The sequence below is a fragment of the Variovorax sp. P1_G12 genome (assembly GCF_056405555.1).
This window is the reverse complement of sequence record NZ_JBFUBW010000003.1, coordinates 58,677-76,299: the sequence shown is the minus strand read 5'-3', so window position 1 is coordinate 76,299 and position 17,623 is coordinate 58,677. Positions and strand designations below refer to the sequence as shown.

Here is a 17,623-nt window from a genome sequence, read left to right as displayed (position 1 = left end):
TGACGATGACGGACTACAAGGTGTCCTGGGTGCCGAGCACCAGGGTGGCCTGGCTCGACAACTCGCCGCCGTTGCCGTGTGCCAACGCCAGCTGCGCGTCGGCCACCTGTCGGTCGCCGGCACGTCCCATCAGTTGCTCGGTGGCCTCGACCATGGTGAACAGGCCGTACATGCCCGGGTGGACGCAGGACAGTCCGCCGCCATTGGTGTTGACCGGCAGGGCACCGCCGGGGGCGATGCGCCCGCCTTCGACGAAGCTGCCGGCCTCGCCCTTCCCGCAGAAGCCCAGGTCCTCCAGGAACAGCAGGGTGTTGATGGTGAAAGCGTCGTAGAGCTCCACGACGTCGATGTCCTGCGGCCGCACGCCGGCCTGCGCGAAAGCGCGGCTCCCCGACAGGCGCGCGGCGGTGCGGGTCAGGTCGGGCATGGCGCTGATTTCGCGATGCTCGGTGGCCGCGGCCGCACCCAGCAGGTACACCGGCTTTCGCACCAGGTCCCTGGCCCGCTCGGCGCGCACCATCACCACGGCGGCCGCGCCGTCGGTGACCAGGCAGCAGTCGCGCACACCCAGCGGATCGGTCACCATGCGGGCGGCCAGGTAGTCGTCCATGCTCAACGGGTCGCGCAGGAACGCGTCCGGGTTGAGCTGCGCCCAGCGGCGCGCGGCCAGTGCCACCTCGCCCAGCTGTTCGCGCTTGAGCCCGTATTCGTGCTGATAGCGCGCCGCGGCCAGGGCGTAGGCGCCCACCGGGCGGGGCATCTTGTAGGGCGTTTCGTAAGGGCTTTCACGCATCGATTTGATCAACGCGCCGGCCGCGCTGCGCTGATTGCTGCCATAGGCGATCAAGGCCACGTCGCACTGGCCGGTGCTCAGGGCCAGCGCCGCCCACATCGCGTGCGTCATGAAGGCCGAACCGCCGGTGCGGTTGTTCTCGGTGATGCGCGGCGAGATGCCCAGGTATTCGGCCAACCCCATGCCGGACATGAAGTCGTCCGGCAAGGCAATGAACAGGCCATCCACGTCCTGCGGCGTGAGCCCCACCTGGTCCAGCGCCTTGAGGCTGGCGCCCACCGCCAGATCCATGGAGCTCAGGCCGGGCGACTCGCCCATGCCATGCGTTGCAGCGGCGACGACCGCGGTCTGACCGCGCGGAAATGCGTCCTGCATCATGCTGCGGCCTCCGAGACGGGGTCGAACACCAGCAGCGGCCTGCCCTCGGCTTCGCTGACGCGGGCGCGCACCGGCATGCCGATGCGCACGTCCTGCGGTGCCAGGCCTTCGACGCGGCTCAACAGGCGCGGCCCTTCCGCCAGGTCGATCAGCGCCACGTTGTAGGGCGCCTGCGGCGGCCGGGTGCGCACCACGATCGTCGAATAGACGGTGCCGCGGCCCGACACCTCCACCCATTCGAGATCGCGCAGGCCGCTGCGTGGCGCGGCCACGCGCGGATAGAACACGTATTCGCCGCTGGCCCGCGAACGCTGCAACATGAATCGCCCCTGCCCCAGAAAGGCCAGGAACTCTTCCTCCAGTTGATTGGCACTCATACCGCTCTCTTGATCAGTTCAATGGGGCGGATTTCATGACAGAGCGCGCACTTCACCAATCGAAAATACTTCGAATGTCCATCATGTGAGCAATTTCATGCGGTACGCTTCCCGCACATGAGCACCGCCACACCCGCCACGACCGGCGTTCAAAGTCTCGAGCGCGCCTTCTCGCTGCTGTCTTTGCTGGCCGATCACCACGTCCACGGCATGTCCATGCGGCAGCTCATCCAGAGCACCGGCATGAGCCGACCCACGATCCACCGCATGATCAGTTTTCTGCTGCGCATGCACTACGCGGAGCAGGACCCCAAGACCCACACCTATCGCCTGGGCACCGCTGCCATGCTGCTGGGCTTGCGCACGATGTCGCGCCCGCCGCTGGTGCAAACCTACCTCCCCACCATGCGGCGGCTGGCGCGCCGCACCGGCGAAGGCGTGTGCCTGGGGGTGGGCATCGGCGACTACAGCTACAACCTGCACCTGGAACAGGTCCCGCCGGAGAACCCGATGTTGCGCGGCCTGGTCGGCGAAACCCGACTGCTCGGGCTGGGCATCGGCAGCCTGGCGCTGCTGGCGGCCCTGAGCGATACCGAGATCCGCCAGCACTACGCCAGGCACGAAGCGGAGTACCTGGCCAACGGCTTGAGCGCGGCGCGCATCCTGACCGGCATCGAGCGCAGTCGCCGGCTGGGCTACACCCTGGCTGCCGGGTTCGGCGTCGCCGGTGCCGGCTATGCCTTCGAGGTTCCGTTGTCAGGCCTGGCGACCATCACCGTGGTCTCGCCGCGGGCACGCATGCCCCTGGCGCGACGCCACCAGATCGCGACGCTGATAGTCGAAGAAGTGAAGGCGCAGCAGCGCCTGACAGCCGAAGCCGCCTGAGCGGGCCTCGGGCCTCCATCGCCACCGCGAAGCCCCCGGCAGATCCGGCCGGAGGCAAGCCACACGCGCGAGCGGCAACCGCCCACCCTGGGGTTTCCCCGGAGGCGTGTCCCTCGCACCCACGAATCCGTCCACATCATGGACAAACCGGGACGCGCAAATTGCGACTTCCCGCGCGCTGCAATGAAATCACCCCCAATGAAAAACGCCACGCCCTCCTCCATGACGCGCGTCCCGCATCGCCTCGAACCTGTGTTGAACCCGGCCTCGATCGCCATCGTCGGTGCTTCCGGCGATGCCAATCGCATCGGTGGCATTGCCATCGACCACCTCTCCAAACTGGGCTTCGCCGGACAGGTATTTCCGATCAACCCCAAGTACCCCGAGCTCGGCGGCTACCCCTGTTTTCCCGACGTCGAGTCGCTGCCCACGGTGCCGGACGTGGCCGTCCTGGCGCTCGCGGCGGACGATGTGCTTCCCATGCTGGAGCGCTGCCATGCCAAGGGCATCCCCGCCGCCATGGTGTATGCCGCCGGCTACGCCGAAGTGGGCGGCGAGGGCGTGGAGCGCCAGCAGGCCCTGGTGGCGTTCGCCGAGCGCACCGGCATGCTGGTCGTCGGCCCCAACTGCATGGGACTGGCCAATCTGCGCACGCGCGCCATCACGTCCTTCGTGCCCACCTTCCGGGCCTTCCCGCCCGACGACAAGCAGGGGCACGTGAGCCTGGTGACGCAAAGCGGCAGCATGTGCTCGGACATCTACGTGACCGGCTGGATGATGAACATGCGCTTCCAGCATTTCATCAACACGGGCAACGAGGCCTGCCTGGAGTTTTCCGACTACCTCGACTACCTGGCCGGCGATGACGGCACGCAGGCCATCGCCGGCTATCTGGAAGGCATCAGGAGCGGCGAGCGCTTCATCCAGGCCACGACGCGGTTGCGCCAGATGCACAAGCCGCTGATCGTGCTCAAGGCCGGCGAAAGCGACCGCGGCTCCGAGGTCACGCAGTCGCACACCGCGGCGCTGGCCGGCAACCGCGCGATCTACCGCGCGGCGTTCCGGCAGCTCGGGGTCATGCAAGCCCGCCACACCGTCCATCTGAGCGATCTGGCCTACCTGACGGGCTTCCTGCGCCAGCGTCGCGTCGGTTCGCGCGTGGTGGTGGCCTCCATCTCCGGCGCCATGGGCGCCGTGACCGCGGACCTGCTCAGCGCGCAAGACCTGCAGCTGCCGAACCTGTCCGAGGCCAGTCAGCGCAAGCTGCTCGCCACCGTGCCGGGCATCGCCATGGTGTGCAACCCGGTCGACATGACCGGCCAGCTCTTCAGCCGCAGCCGTCTCGCCACCGAGGTGCTGGACATCCTGCTGGCCGACGATGTGGCCGATGTCCTGCTGGTCTATGCCACCGGTTCCTTGTTCGAGCGCATCGCGCCCGAGCTGATCGAAGCGTCCGCGCGCACCGACAGCCTGGTCGTGGTGGTGGCCACCTCGGGAACGCCGGAGACCAGGCAGGCCCTGGAGGACGCCGGCATTCCCGTGTTCGCCGACGCGGCCCGCGCCAGCGAAGCCCTGGGCACGCTGGTGCGCTGGACCGAAAGCGCCGCGCGCTGCGAGCATTGGGGCGCGCTGCGCGCGCTCGAGCAGGCGCGTGCCCGCGAGGACCGCGCCGCCTTCGCGCCGCTGGCGGCACGCAGCGACGAGCACCAGGTCAAGCAGTGGCTGGCCCAGTTCGGCGTTCCCGTGGGCGCGGCCCGCGTGGTGCGAAATGCCGCGCAAGCCAGAGCGGCGGCCGAACAGACGAGCGCCCCGCACGCGCTGAAGATCCTGAGCCCCGACATCGCCCACAAGACCGAGGTCGGCGGCGTTCGCCTCCACCTGACAGACCCCGCCGCCACCGGCCAGGCGGCGCAGCAGATGCTGGCCGACGTGGCGCGGGCCGCACCCGACGCCGAACTGCGCGGCATGCTGCTGCAGCCGATGGAGCAAGGCGTGTGCGAACTGATCATCGGCGTGACCCGGGACCCGGTGTTCGGCCTGTGCATGACCGTGGGGCTGGGCGGTGTGATGACCGAGCTGTTCCAGGACGTGACGCATCGACTGCTGCCGGTGGACACCGCCATGGCCCACGAGATGCTCGGCGAGCTGCGCTCCGTGCGCCTGCTGCAGGGCTTTCGCGGCAAGCCGGCCGCCGACGTGCAGGCCGCAGCCGTTGCCATCGCAGCCGTCTCGCGCGCCGCCATGGCCTGCGGCGACACGCTGGCGGAACTGGAGGTCAATCCCCTGCTGGTCAAGGCCGAGGGCCAGGGCGCGGTCGCCCTGGACGCCCTGCTGCTCACCTCCCATTGAAACGACACGACATGACACCCATCGAATCGCGCATCGACCCCGTGCAGCCCGCCTTCGCCGGCCAGCGCAGCGGCATGCTGGCCCTGATCGAGCGCATGCAGCAATTGGAACAACGCACCCGCGACGCCTCGGCCAAGGGCAAGGCGCTGTTCGACAAGCGCGGCGCCCTGCTGCCGCGCGAACGCATCGGCCGGCTGCTGGACCCCGGCGCCCCCTTCCTGGAGCTCGGCAACATGGCCGGCTACTGCGCCGAGGGCGAAGACCCCGAGACCTCGGTGCCGGGCGGCGGACAGATCGTGGGCATCGGGTTCGTGTCGGGCGTGCGCTGCGTGGTGGCGGCCTCCGATTCCAGCATCAACGCCGGGGCCTATGTGGACGCCGGCAGCAAGAAGCTGCTTCGGGCCCAGGACATCGCGCTGGACAACCGCCTGCCCTTCATCCACCTGGTGGAATCGGCCGGCGCCAACCTGCGCACCTACCGGGTCGAGCGCTTCATCCGCGGCGGCAGCCTGTTCTTCAACCTGGCCCGGTTGTCTGCCGCAGGCCTGCCGGTCGTGACCGTGGTGCACGGCTCGTCCACCGCCGGCGGCGCCTACATGCCGGGCCTTTCAGACTATGTCGTCATGGTGCGCAATCGCGCCCGTGCCTTCCTGGCGGGCCCGCCGCTGCTCAAGGCCGCCACAGGGGAGATCGCCAACGACGAGGAGCTGGGCGGCGCCGACATGCACGCCAGCGTCAGCGGCCTGGCCGAGTACGTGGGCGAGGACGACGCGCACGCCATCGCCATCGCGCGCGACATCCTGGCGGCGCTCGACTGGCCGGCCGACGCGTCGCCCCTCATCGGGCTCCCGCCGCAACTCGACCCCGACGAGCTCGCCGGCGTGATGCCGCTCGACGTCAAGAAGCCGATCGACATGCGGGAGGTGATCGGACGCATCGTCGACGACTCCGCCTGGCTTCCCTTCAAGCCCGACTACGGCCTGACCACCCTGTGCGCCCATGCGCGCATCGAGGGCCATGCGGTCGGCTTCATCACCAACAACGGCCCGATCGACCCGGCCGGCGCGACCAAGGCGGCCCAGTTCATCCAGCTGTGCAACCAGTCGGGCACGCCGCTCGTCTTCATGCAGAACACCACCGGCTTCATCGTCGGCAAGGCCTCCGAAGAGGCCGGCATGATCAAGCACGGCTCCAAGATGATCCAGGCGCTGTCCAACTCGAAGGTGCCGCACATCACCCTGTACTGCGGTGCGTCCTTCGGCGCCGGCAACTACGGCATGTGCGGTCAGTCCTTCCGCCCGCGCTTCAGCTTCTGCTGGCCCAACGCGAAGACGGCCGTCATGGGCGGCGAGCAGGCCGCGATGACCATGGAGATCGTGGCGCGCCAGCAAGCCGAACGCAAGGGCAAGCCGGTGGACGAGGAGGCACTGGCACGCCAGAAGGCCGAGATCATCGCCAACTTCGACGCCCAGTCGAGCGCCTTCGTGACCAGCGGCCTGATGCTCGACGACGGAATGATCGACCCCCGCAACACCCGGGCGGTGCTGGCCTTCGTGCTGGCCACCGCACGCGAAGCCGAACAGCGCCGCACGCACGCCATGCAGTTCGGCGTCGCCCGCTTCTGACCCCATCCCCAGCAAGGACCGAGATATGTACACCGAAGAACACCGCAGCATCATGCAGAGCATCCGCCGCTTCCTGGCCAGTGAAGTGGATCCCTTCGTCGACGAATGGGAAGCCGCCGAGATCTTTCCGGCGCACGAGCTGTTCAAGAAGATGGGCCAGCTCGGCTTCCTGGGCATCACGAAGGAGGTCGAGTACGGCGGCCTGGGCCTGGACTTCAGCTACGCCGTCGCGGCCGGCGAGGCCATGGGCTATGTGCGCGCACAGGGCGTGAGCATGGGCGTCGGCGTGCAGACCGACATGGCCACGCCGGCGCTGGCCAGCTTCGGCTCGGACGCGCTCAAGCGCGAGTTCCTGGCGCCGGCGATCGCCGGCGACGTGGTGGTCAGCATCGGCGTGTCCGAGCAGGGCGCGGGCTCGGACGTGGCTTCGCTCCAGACCCGCGCGCGCCGCGACGGCGACGACTACGTGATCAGCGGCGCGAAGATGTGGATCACCAACGGCACCCAGTCCGACTGGATCTGCCTGCTGTGCAACACCTCGGACGGCCCGTCGCACAAGAACAAGTCGCTGATCATCGTGCCGCTCAAGGAGGGCGGCAAGCGCGTTCGCGGCGTGGAAGTGCAGAAGATCAAGAAGTTCGGCATGTGGTGCTCCGACACGGCGCAGATCTTCTTCGACGAAGTGCGCGTTCCGGTGCGCAACCGCATCGGCGAGGAAGGCATGGGCTTCATCTACCAGATGAAGCAGTTCCAGGAAGAGCGCCTGGGCGCCGCGGCCCGCCGCCTGGCCGCCGTGCAGCTGATCGAAGAGACGGCCGACTACCTGCGACAGCGCGTCGCGTTCGGCCGCCCGCTGCTGGACAACCAGTTCATCCAGTTCAAGCTGGCTGAACTCAAGACCGAGCTGGAAGCCCTGCGAGGCCTGGTCTACATGGCCACGCAAACCTACATCAACGGCGGCGACGTGGTCGAGCTGGCATCCATGGCCAAGCTCAAGGCCGGCCGGCTGTCGCGCGAAATCGCCGAGTGGTGCATGCAGTTCCAGGGCGGCATGGGCTACACCTGGGACAACCCGGTGTCGCGTGCCTACCGGGACTTCCGCCTGGGCTCCATCGGCGGGGGCGCCGACGAAGTGATGATGCAAGTCATCGCCAAGCAGATGGGTCTGATGGGCAAGCGCTGAGCCGGAAAGACGTCCCCATCATGGAACAACTCAGTGGCTTCCACACCCTGGTCGTGCGCCGATTGCACGGCGTGCTGTTCGTCACCCTGAACCAGCCGGCCAGCCGCAATGCGCTGGGCCCGGCGCTGGTGGCCGAACTGGCGGCGACCCTCACGCTGGCGGCGCAGGACACCGGTGTGCGCGCCCTGGTGCTGCGCGGCGCCGGCGGCATGTTCTGTGCCGGCGGCAACATCGGCGGCTTTCGCGAAGTGCTGAACGCCAAGGGCGACGACGACGGCAGCGACCCGATCGCCGAGCGCAATCGCCAGTTCGGCCATTTCATGCAGCAGCTGACCGAGCTGCCGGTGCCGGTGCTGGCGGTCGTCGAAGGCGCGGCCATGGGCGGCGGCTTCGGCCTGGCCTGCGCGGCCGACCTGGTGCTGGCCACCGGCGACGCCCGCTTCGCACTGTCGGAGACCACCTTGGGCGTGATCGCCGCGCAGATCGCGCCCTTCGTCGTCGCACGACTGGGTGCGGCGCGCACGCGCCGACTGGGACTGAGCGGCGAGCGCGTGAGCGGCGCGCAGGCACTGGCGCTGGGCCTGGTCGATGCGCTGGCGGAAGACGGCGCCGCGCTGGACGCCCTGGAAGCCCAATGGCTGACCCGCATCGGTCGCTGCGCGCCGGGCGCCAACCGTGCGTTCAAGCCCCTGGTCGCGCGCGCCGCCTCGCACGAACCGGTGACGGCCTTGCTGGACGACGCGGCCCGCGTGTTCGCGCAATGCCTGCGCAGCGAGGGCGCCGAAGGCACGCAGGCCTTCCGCGAGAAACGCGACGCCAGCTGGACCGTGCGCTTCGATGCGGACGCCGTGCGCGCCGCCCACCATTGTGGCGACGGCCCGTCGGCCGCCGCCTTCCCACTCGAAAGAACTGCTGCATGAGCGCCCAGGTCCGACCCTTTCACACCTTGCTGATCGCCAACCGTGGCGAGATTGCGATTCGCATCATGCGTACCGCGCGCCGCATGGGCTTGCGCACGATCGCCATCTATTCCGAGGCCGACCGCGGGAGCCCGCATGTCACCGAGGCCGACAGCGCCTTCTGCGTCGGTGCCGCGGCGCCGCGCACGTCCTACCTGAACATCGAGGCGATCATCGAGGCCGCGCGGCGCGGCGGCGCGGACGCGATCCATCCGGGCTACGGCTTCCTGGCCGAAAACGAGGACTTCGCCGAAGCCGTGAACCGCGCCGGCATGGTCTTCGTCGGCCCGTCGGCGCATGCCATCCGGGCGATGGGCAACAAGGCCGAGGCCAAGCGACTCATGCTGGACGCCGGCATGCCGTGCGTGCCCGGCTACCAGGGCCGCGACCAGGACGACGCCACCTTGCTCGCGGCCGCCGGGAAGATCGGCTTCCCGGTGATGGCCAAGGCCACGGCGGGCGGCGGCGGACGCGGCATGCGGCTGGTGCACGACGCCGCCGCACTGCCCGCGGCGCTGGCCAGCGCGCGCTCCGAAGCCCAGAGCGCCTTCGGCTCCAGCGAGCTGATCCTGGAGCGCGCGGTGATGGAGCCGCGGCATATCGAGATCCAGGTCTTCGCCGATGCGCACGGCCAGGTCATCCATCTCGGCGAACGCGATTGCTCGGTGCAGCGCAGGCACCAGAAACTGATCGAGGAAGCGCCCTCCCCGGCGGTCACCCCGGCCCTGCGTGCGCGCATGGGACAGGCGGCCGTCAAGGCGGCGCAGGCGATCGGCTACGTGGGGGCGGGCACCATGGAATTCCTGCTCGACCGTTCGGGCGAGTTCTATTTCATGGAGATGAACACCCGCCTGCAGGTGGAGCACGCGGTCACCGAAGCCATCACGGGCCTGGACCTGGTGGAGTGGCAACTGCGGGTGGCTGCGGGCGAGCCGCTGCCGCTGAAGCAGGAGGAGGTCGTCTTCCAGGGCCACGCCATCGAAGTGCGGCTCACCGCCGAAGACGTGGCCGCCGGCTTCCTGCCCCAAGGGGGCCCGGTGCTGCGATGGCGGCCGCCCGCGCCCAGCCGCGAGGTCCGGGTGGACCACGGCCTGGTCGAAGGCGGCGCGGTGTCGCCGCACTACGACTCCATGGTCGCCAAGCTCGTGGCGCACGGCCGCACGCGTGAAGAAGCGCGTCGCAAGCTGCTGTCGGCGACGCAGGACTGCGTGCTGCTGGGCACGGCCAGCAACCAGGGTTTCCTGGCCGACTGCCTGGCCCATCCGTCCTTCGTGCAGGGCGAGGTTCACACCGGCTTCGTCGCGCAGCACATGGGCGAGGCGCTGCGCCAGCGCGAACCCGAGGCGTTCACCATCGCAGCGGCCGCACTCGCCACGGCAGGCTGGCCGGCGAGCGGGAGCAGCCAGCTGAGCCGCGCGCTCAACAACGTCGCGCTGAGCCTGGGCGAACATCGCTGGCAGGTGGAACTCCTGGCCCTCGGCGGCAGCGTGCAGGCCAGCGTGAGGCGGATCGGATCCGAGTCGCCCGCCGATCCGGCGCTGCTGGAAGTGTCGCTGCTGCGCGCGGAGGCGGACGGCCGTTGGTGGCTCGAATGCCAGGGCCAGGTGCATGCGCTGGTGTATGCCCTCGACGGCGACAGCGTCCATCTGTTCAGCCAGGGACGGGCCTGGTGCTTCAAGCGACCGGACCCGCGCCGGGCACGCAGCCAGGCCGGGGGCAGCGGCGCGGTGGTCGCCCCGCTGACCGCGCGCGTGGCCGCCGTCAGTGTCGCCGTGGGCGACGTGGTGGAGGCCGGCCAGACGCTGGTGGTGCTGGAGGCCATGAAGATGGAACACACGCTGACCGCGCCTTTCGCCGGTCGCATCACCGAGCTGACGGTCCAGGTCGGCAGCCAGGCCCGCGCCGGCGCCAAGCTCTCGCAGGTGGTCGCACTGACGCTGGAGGAAGCGAAATGAACGACAAGCGCCACCACGTGCGGATCGGAGGTGCCTCGGGCTTCTGGGGCGATTCGGCGACCGCCACGCCCCAATTGCTCAAGGTGCCGGGCCTGCAGTACCTGGTCTACGACTACCTGGCCGAGACCACCATGTCCATCATGTCGCGGGCGCGGACGAAAGACGCCACGCGAGGCTACGCCACCGACTTCGTGCACGAGGCCATGGCGCCGCACCTCGCCGAGATACTCCGCCTGGGCGTGCGGGTGGTCGCCAACGCGGGCGGCCTGAATCCGCAGGCCTGCTGCGACGCGCTGCTGGCCGTGGCGCAAAAGCAGGGCCTCGCGCCCAAGGTGGCGGTGGTGGTCGGCGACGACGTCCTGCACGCCATGCCGGGCTGGCGCGAAGGCGGCCTGACCGACATGCACACCGGCGAGCCGCCGCCGGCCGAGCTGATGTCCGCCAACGCCTACGTCGGCGCCCAGGGCATTGCGCGCGCACTGGCCTGGGGGGCCGACATCGTGATCACCGGCCGTTGCGTGGACAGCGCGGTGGTCGTGGGGCCGCTGGTGCATGAGTTCGGCTGGAGCTGGTCCGACTGGGACCGCCTGGCCAGCGCCACCCTCGCCGGCCATGTGGTCGAATGCGGCGCCCAGGCCACCGGCGGCCTGTTCACGGACTGGGAGCAGGTCCCGGACTGGGACCGCATCGGCTATCCGGTGATCGACTGCGCGGACGACGGCAGCTTCGTGCTGTCCAAGCCCGAGGGCAGCGGCGGCTTGATTCACCCGGCCGCCGTGGCCGAGCAAGTCCTCTACGAAGTGGGCGACCCCGGGGCCTACCTGATGCCGGATGTGACCTGCGACTTCCGCCAGGTACGCACCGAAGCCCTGGATGCGGACCATGTGCGCGTCAGCGGCGCGCGCGGCCGTGCGCCGGGCCCCGACTACAAATGCAACGGGACCTGGCTCGGCGGACACCAGATCGCACTGGCGCTGGTCATTCGGGGCATCGACGCGCCGGCCAAGGCGCGCCGGACGGCCGACGCCTTGCTGGCGCGCACGCGCCGCATGATGGCCGACAAGGGTTTCGGCGACTACACCGAGACCAGCGTCGAGCTGATCGGCTGCGAGTCGCTGTACGGGCCCAACGCCCGGCCGGCGCCGACCCGCGAGGTGATGCTGCGCGTGGCCGCGCGCCACCCCGAAGCGCGGGCCCTGCGTTTCCTGCAGCGCGAATGCGCCTCCACCGGCACCTCCATGGCCGCCGGGACGCGCGCCACGCTGTTCGGCGTGGCCGACATCCACCAGGTGGTCAAGGTGTTTTCCTTCCTGGCGCCCAAGCGCGAGGTGGCGTTGACGGTGCGGATGGGCGAGCGCGAGGAAAGCCTGGGCTGCGCGGCGCTGGAGGGGCCCCAGCATGCCGCCCCGGCGCTTCCCCCTGTCTCTCCGGCGGAACTGCCGGCCGGCCCCCGCACCGAGGTGCCGCTGGTGGCCATTGCCTGGGCCCGCAGCGGCGACAAGGGCGACGACGAGAACATCGGCGTGATCGCTCGCGACCCGCGGTTCCTGCCGCTGCTGCGCGAGCAGCTGAATCCGCACACCGTGCGCGAGTGGTTCGCGCACCTGGTCCTGGGTGCCGTGGAGCGCTTCGAAGCGCCGGGCCTGCACGCGCTGAACTTCGTGCTGCACCAGGCCTTGGGCGGCGGCGGCTCGGCCAGCCTGCGCTCCGACCCGCTGGGCAAGAGCTTCGCCCAGATGCTGCTGGATTTTCCCGTGTCCGTTCCCTCGGCCTGGCTGCCTCCCCGGCCGTGACTTTCTCAGCCAACTACAAGTAAGGAGACTCCCATGAAACTTCGCAACGCATGCCACCGGTTCGCCCGGGTTCTGGCCGCCGGTGCCCTCGGCCTGTGGGCCTGCACGGCGCCGGCGCAGCCAGGCAGCTTTCCCCAGAAGCCGGTCAAGATCGTGCTTCCCTTCGCGGCCGGCGGCGCCTCGGACGTGATGGCCCGGCTGATCGCCGAGCGGCTCGGCAAGCTCTGGCAACAACCGGTGATCGTCGAGAACAAGACGGGCGCGTCGGGCATCGTGGCGGCCGAGGCGGTGACCCGGGCCGAACCGGATGGCTACACGGCGCTGCTGACCGTCACTGCGCTGGTGCAGGCGCCGGCCTTGTACGGCAAGGCCTCCTACGACCCCATCAAGGACCTGAGCCCGGTGTCACAGGTGGCCACGATGCCCGTGACCCTCGCCGTGAGTCCGTCGGTACCCGCCAAGACCCTGAACGAATTCCTCGCCCTGGCGCGCGCCAAGCCGGGACACTATTCGTACGGCTCCTTCGGCACGGGGTCGGCCGGCCATCTCTACATGGAAATCCTCAAGGATGCGGCCAATGTGGACCTCCTGCACGTCCCCTACAAGGGGGAAATGCCCGCCATCAACGACCTGTTGAGCGGCCAGGTGTCGGCGGTCATCGTGTCGGTCCCGGGCGCCAGGCCGTTCGCCAACAGTGGAAAGCTGCTCCCGGTGGCGGTCACCGGCCCGGTGCGCACGCAGCAACTGCCCGATACGCCGACGTTCGTCGAGAGCGGTTTCCGCAACCTGGGACTGGAGAGCATCGGCTGGTACGGCATGCTGCTGCCCGCCAAGACGCCCCGCGAGGTCACCGACAAGTTCTCGGCCGACCTGAACAAGGTGCTGGCCGATCCTGATCTGAAGAAACGGATGGCGGAGTACGGCATCAACCTCACCGGGACGACGCCCGACGCCTTTGCGGAGATCGTGAAGAGCGACTCGGCACGTTGGACCAAGGTGATACGCGAGAAGCACATCAAGGCCGACTGACAGAGCAGTTCCGCGAGGCGGCCGGATGGCGGCTGCCTGCGGGCCGACCGCCGGCGTGGGCTATCCGAACACCCTCGCCCATGCCGCCCGGATGCGTCGGGCGCGGTCTTCGAAGAGGTAGGAGCCGGCCAGCGTCAGCAGGCCCGACACCACCCCCGTCGCGATGGCCTCGGCAAAGGGGATGTCGTAGTGATTCGCGTGCGAGTAGGCGTCGCCCAGCATCGTCAGGACGCCGACGACCAGGGCATTGCCGAAACGGTTCGAGAAGAGCCTGGCCGCCGGAGTGAAGGTCAGGAGCACGGCCAGGATGCCGGTGGCCAGGCCTGTCTGCAGTGCCACCGTCCAGTGGGCAAGGCTCAGGAGATTGCCCCAGCTCCCCGGCATGCAGGTCATGCACGCGCTGGTCGGCTGCCAGAGGCGCTGGACGAACAGCCTGGCGCGGCGCTTCCAATCGCTTGACATCATTGATTCCCCATCGATGCCCCCGCAGATTACCGCACATCCTGGCGCCAAGTGGGCCGGCCAAGTTGCGTCTTCTCAACGGATGCTGATCCACCGCCATTCGAGCCAGTTGTCCGCCCGGTGGACGGCCTCGACGTTGCTGCGCATGGCCCAGGGAATCACCTGACGATGCAGAGGGATGTGGTGCACCTGTTCGTTGTGCTCGCGAAAGGCTTCCTTGATCAACTGCTCGCGCTTGAGGGGATCCGGCTCGGCCGACGATGCGGCCGCCAGTTCATCGAGTCTCGGATTCTTGTAGTCTCCCCAGTTGTAGTAACCGATGCCGTTCTCGCCGCGTGAGCGCAGCACGGGCGTCAACGTGACCTCGGCATCGGAGATGGCGCCACCCCAGCCCAGCATGTACATCGACACGTCCAGTTTCTCGGTCTTGGCAAAGTACTGCACCCTCGGCTGCGCGACGACCTTGACCTTGACTCCGATCTGTGCCCACATGCCTGACAACGCGATGCAGATCCGTTCGTCGTTGATGTAGCGATTGTTCGGGCAATCCAGCGTGACCTCGAAGCCCTTCGGGTAGCCAGCCGCCTCCATCAAGGCACGCGCTCGAGTCAAGTCGAAGGGCAGACGCCGTTCCAGCTCCGGGTCGTTGTAGATACCCAGCGGCGACGGCGACATCGCGCCCGTGGGCCGTGCCTGGCCACGCATGATGGCGGTGCGCAAGGTCTCGATGTCCACCGCGTGATAGAGCGCCCTGCGTACGCGCACGTCCTTGAAGGGGTTGCGGCCCTTGACGGAGCTGTAGCGAAGCTCGTCTCGCCCCTGGTCCATGCCGATGAAGATGACGCGGTTCTCGACCCCGTCCACGACCTTCACGCCGCTGGCGGTGCGAAGCCGTTCGGTGTCCTGCGGCGGCGGATCGAGCAGCAGGTCCATCTCGCCCGAGAGCAGCGCGGCCGTTCGCGTCGGATCGCTCTTGACCGGCGTATAGATCACCTCCTGCACATTGCCTTCGAACTTTCCCCACCAGCTCGGGTTTCGCTTGAAGGTGGTCTTCACGTCCGGTTGCCGCGAAACGACGATGTAGGGGCCGGTCCCGTTGGCGTTCAGCGTGGTGTATTTCGTCTCACCTCTCTTGAAGTCCTGGGTCCTGGTGGCATCGTGTTCCTCGCACCACGCCTTGCTCATGATCTGTACCAGGGCGGCATGCTCGAGGAAGATCGGATTGAACTGAGGCAGCGAAAACTCCACGGTCAGGGGGTCGATCTTGCGCACCTCGCCCAGCGCCGCGGCATACACGCGGATGCCCGATGCCTTGTCCCTCGCGCGCTCGACAGAGAACACGACGTCGTCGGCCGAGAAGGTCTGGCCGCCATGAAATCTCACGTCGGGGCGCAAGGCCATACGCCATAGTGTCGGACTGATTTGCTGCCAACCGGTCGCCAATGCGGGGACGAGCTTCAGGTTCTTGTCGCGGCCGACGAGCGTCTCGTAGACCTGCCCATTGATCGAGTTGGTAAACAGTTCGTTCTGGGAGTGCGGATCGAGGGTCTGCAGATCGCCCTGGCTGGCCCAGCGCAGGGTCTGCGCCGAGACCGGGCCGACCGTGGCCATTGCGATGCCCAGGATGCAGGCCCGGGCCGGCGCCGAGTTGAGTGGGTTCACGACAGTCCCTCCTCCAGGTTCGACGAAGATGCAGCGCCTGATTTGCACAACCTCGCGCGGAACCCGGGCAGGCAGCACCGCGGGCGTCCGGTAGGGCCTCGATCAGCTCGCGCTACGGGCGATCAAGCCAGACGTGCCCGATCGGCGGCTTCAATCGCATCAATCCGACACCCGCAACCAGAAGCTGGTCGCTACCGGGCACGCGACTGGACGGCGGGTCAAGCTCCGAGCTCGGCGGGATCGGCGATGGCTCGACGCCCGTCGACCAGACATCCGCGCAATATCGCACGGCCTGCGGAGAAGCCACGCTGGTCCCGTTCATTGCCACGCGCGTCCCGTTGCGCGTGCCGGCGCCAAGCGCGCCCGGGCAGCTCGCCGCGTCTTCAGCCGGCGCCAGCCAGTTGACCGCCAGACTCATCCGACCCGGAGTCGGATTGCCAGAGGCCTCCGAGCTATAGAAGGTCGGCACCTGGTCTGTCGAATCGGGGCCGCGCTGATAAGCGCCGATCACGTAGGTCTCGCAACCGGTCGCGATACCGCTGAGCGTGTTTCGCCGTCTCACGTAGCTGGCGGTGCCGGGGGCGTCGAACTCGACGGGTCTGCCCCTGGTGTCGTAGCGCTGGTACTCGCCATCGTCGAAATACGACTGCCGGCCCTTGGCGCGCCGACCGCCGGGCGTGTCGGTGCGCTTGATCCAGGCATCGAAGGGGACGATCTCCGTCCCAGTCGTGGCGATCGAGACGATGACGCGCCAGACTCCGGATGGCACGATGGGATGGGGGCCCGGCGCCCAGTAGTCTTGCGCCGTTGGCGCCACACACAGCACGATGCTGCTGAGCGCAGCGCCGGTTTCCACATACTCAAGCGTGTACGGTGCCGGCGTGGTTGCGCCGGGCGGTTCCACGGCCACATTCGGCGGCATCGAAGTCGCAATGACGAGCGCCGGGGCATGAGGTGGTTTCAGCTTCACGGTGACCGCATGGCCGGACGGAAAATAGATCTCCATGAAGCTCGAAGTCATTCCGCATGGCTGCAGCCGCCAATCGAGGACTTGAGAACTCTTTTTTTTATCCAGCCGAAAACTCGCATGGGCGCGTGACTGCCGGTAGTTGCCGGCCGCCAGGACGACTCGCATGGGCGTGTCGAGCCATCGCGAAAACTGGGTCAGTGCATCGACGAATCGCTCGAAGGCAGAACTTCCGTCATGCGGGCCTTCTTGAGGTCCATAGCTGATGTTCACCACGACCGGCAAGGTCTCTCCGAGCCGCTGGAGACTCAGGGTGCGCCACAGGATGTAGACCAACCCCCACGCCGCGTGGGGCTTCAGCGTGGATCCCGCAGGGTCGCCCACGGCCGCTTCCGGCATCTCGACTGCAATGATCGGTCGGGTCGACGGCGCGTTCTTGATCTCATAGCCGCTCGCCATGTCGAGCACGTGCGTTCCATGAGCCTGTCTGCGCGCCAGCGGCTTGTAGCCATCGGTGCCGATCTCCAGCACGCCAAGCGCGCGATAGATGCTCTCGTCATTCTTCCCGTGCGTGTCGGCATGGTGGACCGCGTTGTCGATCTGATTCGCAGTGATCTCCTTGCCTGGCGTTCCCGGCGCTATGGCTCCGCTTGCATCTTGCACCCACACGAACTCGACGCGCGTGCGATCCTCATCGCCGGACGGGGCATGATGCCTGTACCGGAATCTGGGATGGGCAAAGGCAATGCCCTGATCGATGACCGCCACCACGACACGATGCTCCGCAGCGGACCCGCTGCTTGCAGACGGCGCGTAGTCCGAGGCGGCGTCCACTTCAGGCAGAGTCACAGGGGGGCCCATGTCGGAATGGAGAATGAACTTGCTCCAGCGCTTGGACGTCGTGATGCCCTTTTTGAAGGCCTTCTCCTCGACCAGGACCACGCAGAAACTGAATTCATCCGGCAGCGGCCCGTCAGTGCCAAAGACCTCGGGTATGCGAAAAAGGGAACTACTGCCCGATTCGCTCGCCAACACTCTCCGAAATTCCCCGAGCGCCATGTCCTTCGTGAACTCCACAAGCAAGGGGAACCAGTTGCCGGAGCGCAGAAATACGCCTTCGGTACCGATGGCCCAGTTCAAGTACGGCTGCGCGGAGCGCAAGCCGCCCTTTTCGTCTGTCTCATGTGTTTCCATGATCGGCCTCGC

13 protein-coding genes are annotated in these 17,623 nt (G+C 68.1%); 8 read left to right on the top strand and 5 right to left on the bottom strand.

The genetic code is table 11. The annotated features are described in order from the left end of the window. Positions 1 to 13 precede the first annotated feature (13 nt). Both AC1D2O_RS04475 and AC1D2O_RS04470 read right to left on the bottom strand, forming a co-directional pair. Complete coding sequence (locus tag AC1D2O_RS04475; RefSeq protein WP_478085582.1) at positions 14 to 1,171, bottom strand: thiolase; 1,158 nt, start codon at positions 1,169 to 1,171, stop codon at positions 14 to 16. Continuing rightward, positions 1,168 to 1,548: a Zn-ribbon domain-containing OB-fold protein gene (locus AC1D2O_RS04470; RefSeq protein ID WP_478085581.1), complete on the bottom strand. Its 381-nt coding sequence runs from the start codon at positions 1,546 to 1,548 to the stop codon at positions 1,168 to 1,170. Before AC1D2O_RS04470 ends, AC1D2O_RS04475 begins: the two co-directional genes overlap by 4 nt. A gap of 117 nt (positions 1,549 to 1,665) precedes the next feature. Here AC1D2O_RS04470 and AC1D2O_RS04465 point away from each other — a divergent pair, with 117 nt between their 5' ends. The 8 genes from AC1D2O_RS04465 to AC1D2O_RS04430 all read left to right on the top strand — a co-directional run bounded on the left by AC1D2O_RS04465 (position 1,666) and on the right by AC1D2O_RS04430 (position 13,326). Then, positions 1,666 to 2,433, top strand: coding sequence for an IclR family transcriptional regulator (locus AC1D2O_RS04465; RefSeq protein ID WP_478085579.1), 768 nt, complete (start codon positions 1,666 to 1,668; stop codon positions 2,431 to 2,433). 198 nt (positions 2,434 to 2,631) lie between these two features. Then, positions 2,632 to 4,782, top strand: a complete 2,151-nt coding sequence (locus tag AC1D2O_RS04460; RefSeq protein ID WP_478156307.1) for an acetate--CoA ligase family protein — start codon at positions 2,632 to 2,634, stop codon at positions 4,780 to 4,782. 11 nt (positions 4,783 to 4,793) lie between these two features. Beyond that, the gene (locus tag AC1D2O_RS04455) at positions 4,794 to 6,407 is read left to right on the top strand and encodes an acyl-CoA carboxylase subunit beta (RefSeq protein WP_478085576.1); all 1,614 of its coding nucleotides are present in this window, start codon (positions 4,794 to 4,796) and stop codon (positions 6,405 to 6,407) included. Positions 6,408 to 6,432: 25 nt separating this feature from the next. Continuing rightward, the gene (locus AC1D2O_RS04450) at positions 6,433 to 7,590 is read left to right on the top strand and encodes an acyl-CoA dehydrogenase family protein (protein ID WP_478156306.1); all 1,158 of its coding nucleotides are present in this window, start codon (positions 6,433 to 6,435) and stop codon (positions 7,588 to 7,590) included. Positions 7,591 to 7,610: 20 nt separating this feature from the next. Beyond that, positions 7,611 to 8,510 carry an enoyl-CoA hydratase/isomerase family protein gene (locus tag AC1D2O_RS04445; RefSeq protein ID WP_478085573.1) on the top strand — a complete coding sequence of 300 codons (900 nt, stop codon included), beginning with the start codon at positions 7,611 to 7,613 and terminating at the stop codon, positions 8,508 to 8,510. Further along, positions 8,507 to 10,504: an acetyl/propionyl/methylcrotonyl-CoA carboxylase subunit alpha gene (locus AC1D2O_RS04440; protein ID WP_478156305.1), complete on the top strand. Its 1,998-nt coding sequence runs from the start codon at positions 8,507 to 8,509 to the stop codon at positions 10,502 to 10,504. The genes AC1D2O_RS04445 and AC1D2O_RS04440 overlap by 4 nt, the downstream gene beginning before the upstream one ends. Beyond that, positions 10,501 to 12,297: an acyclic terpene utilization AtuA family protein gene (locus AC1D2O_RS04435; protein WP_478085570.1), complete on the top strand. Its 1,797-nt coding sequence runs from the start codon at positions 10,501 to 10,503 to the stop codon at positions 12,295 to 12,297. The genes AC1D2O_RS04440 and AC1D2O_RS04435 overlap by 4 nt, the downstream gene beginning before the upstream one ends. 33 nt (positions 12,298 to 12,330) lie before the next feature. After that, entirely contained in the window at positions 12,331 to 13,326 is a 996-nt protein-coding gene (locus tag AC1D2O_RS04430; RefSeq protein ID WP_478085569.1) for a Bug family tripartite tricarboxylate transporter substrate binding protein, read from the top strand. Between the two features lie 60 nt (positions 13,327 to 13,386). Here AC1D2O_RS04430 and AC1D2O_RS04425 read toward each other — a convergent pair whose 3' ends face one another. The 3 genes from AC1D2O_RS04425 to AC1D2O_RS04415 all read right to left on the bottom strand — a co-directional run bounded on the left by AC1D2O_RS04425 (position 13,387) and on the right by AC1D2O_RS04415 (position 17,611). Continuing rightward, positions 13,387 to 13,788 carry a hypothetical protein gene (locus AC1D2O_RS04425; protein ID WP_478085568.1) on the bottom strand — a complete coding sequence of 134 codons (402 nt, stop codon included), beginning with the start codon at positions 13,786 to 13,788 and terminating at the stop codon, positions 13,387 to 13,389. Positions 13,789 to 13,863: 75 nt separating this feature from the next. Continuing rightward, positions 13,864 to 15,399 (bottom strand): ABC transporter substrate-binding protein, encoded by a 1,536-nt coding sequence (locus AC1D2O_RS04420; RefSeq protein ID WP_478085595.1) that lies wholly within the window; start codon positions 15,397 to 15,399, stop codon positions 13,864 to 13,866. 163 nt (positions 15,400 to 15,562) lie between these two features. Beyond that, the gene (locus AC1D2O_RS04415; protein ID WP_478156304.1) at positions 15,563 to 17,611 is read right to left on the bottom strand and encodes a S8 family serine peptidase; all 2,049 of its coding nucleotides are present in this window, start codon (positions 17,609 to 17,611) and stop codon (positions 15,563 to 15,565) included. Positions 17,612 to 17,623 lie beyond the last annotated feature (12 nt).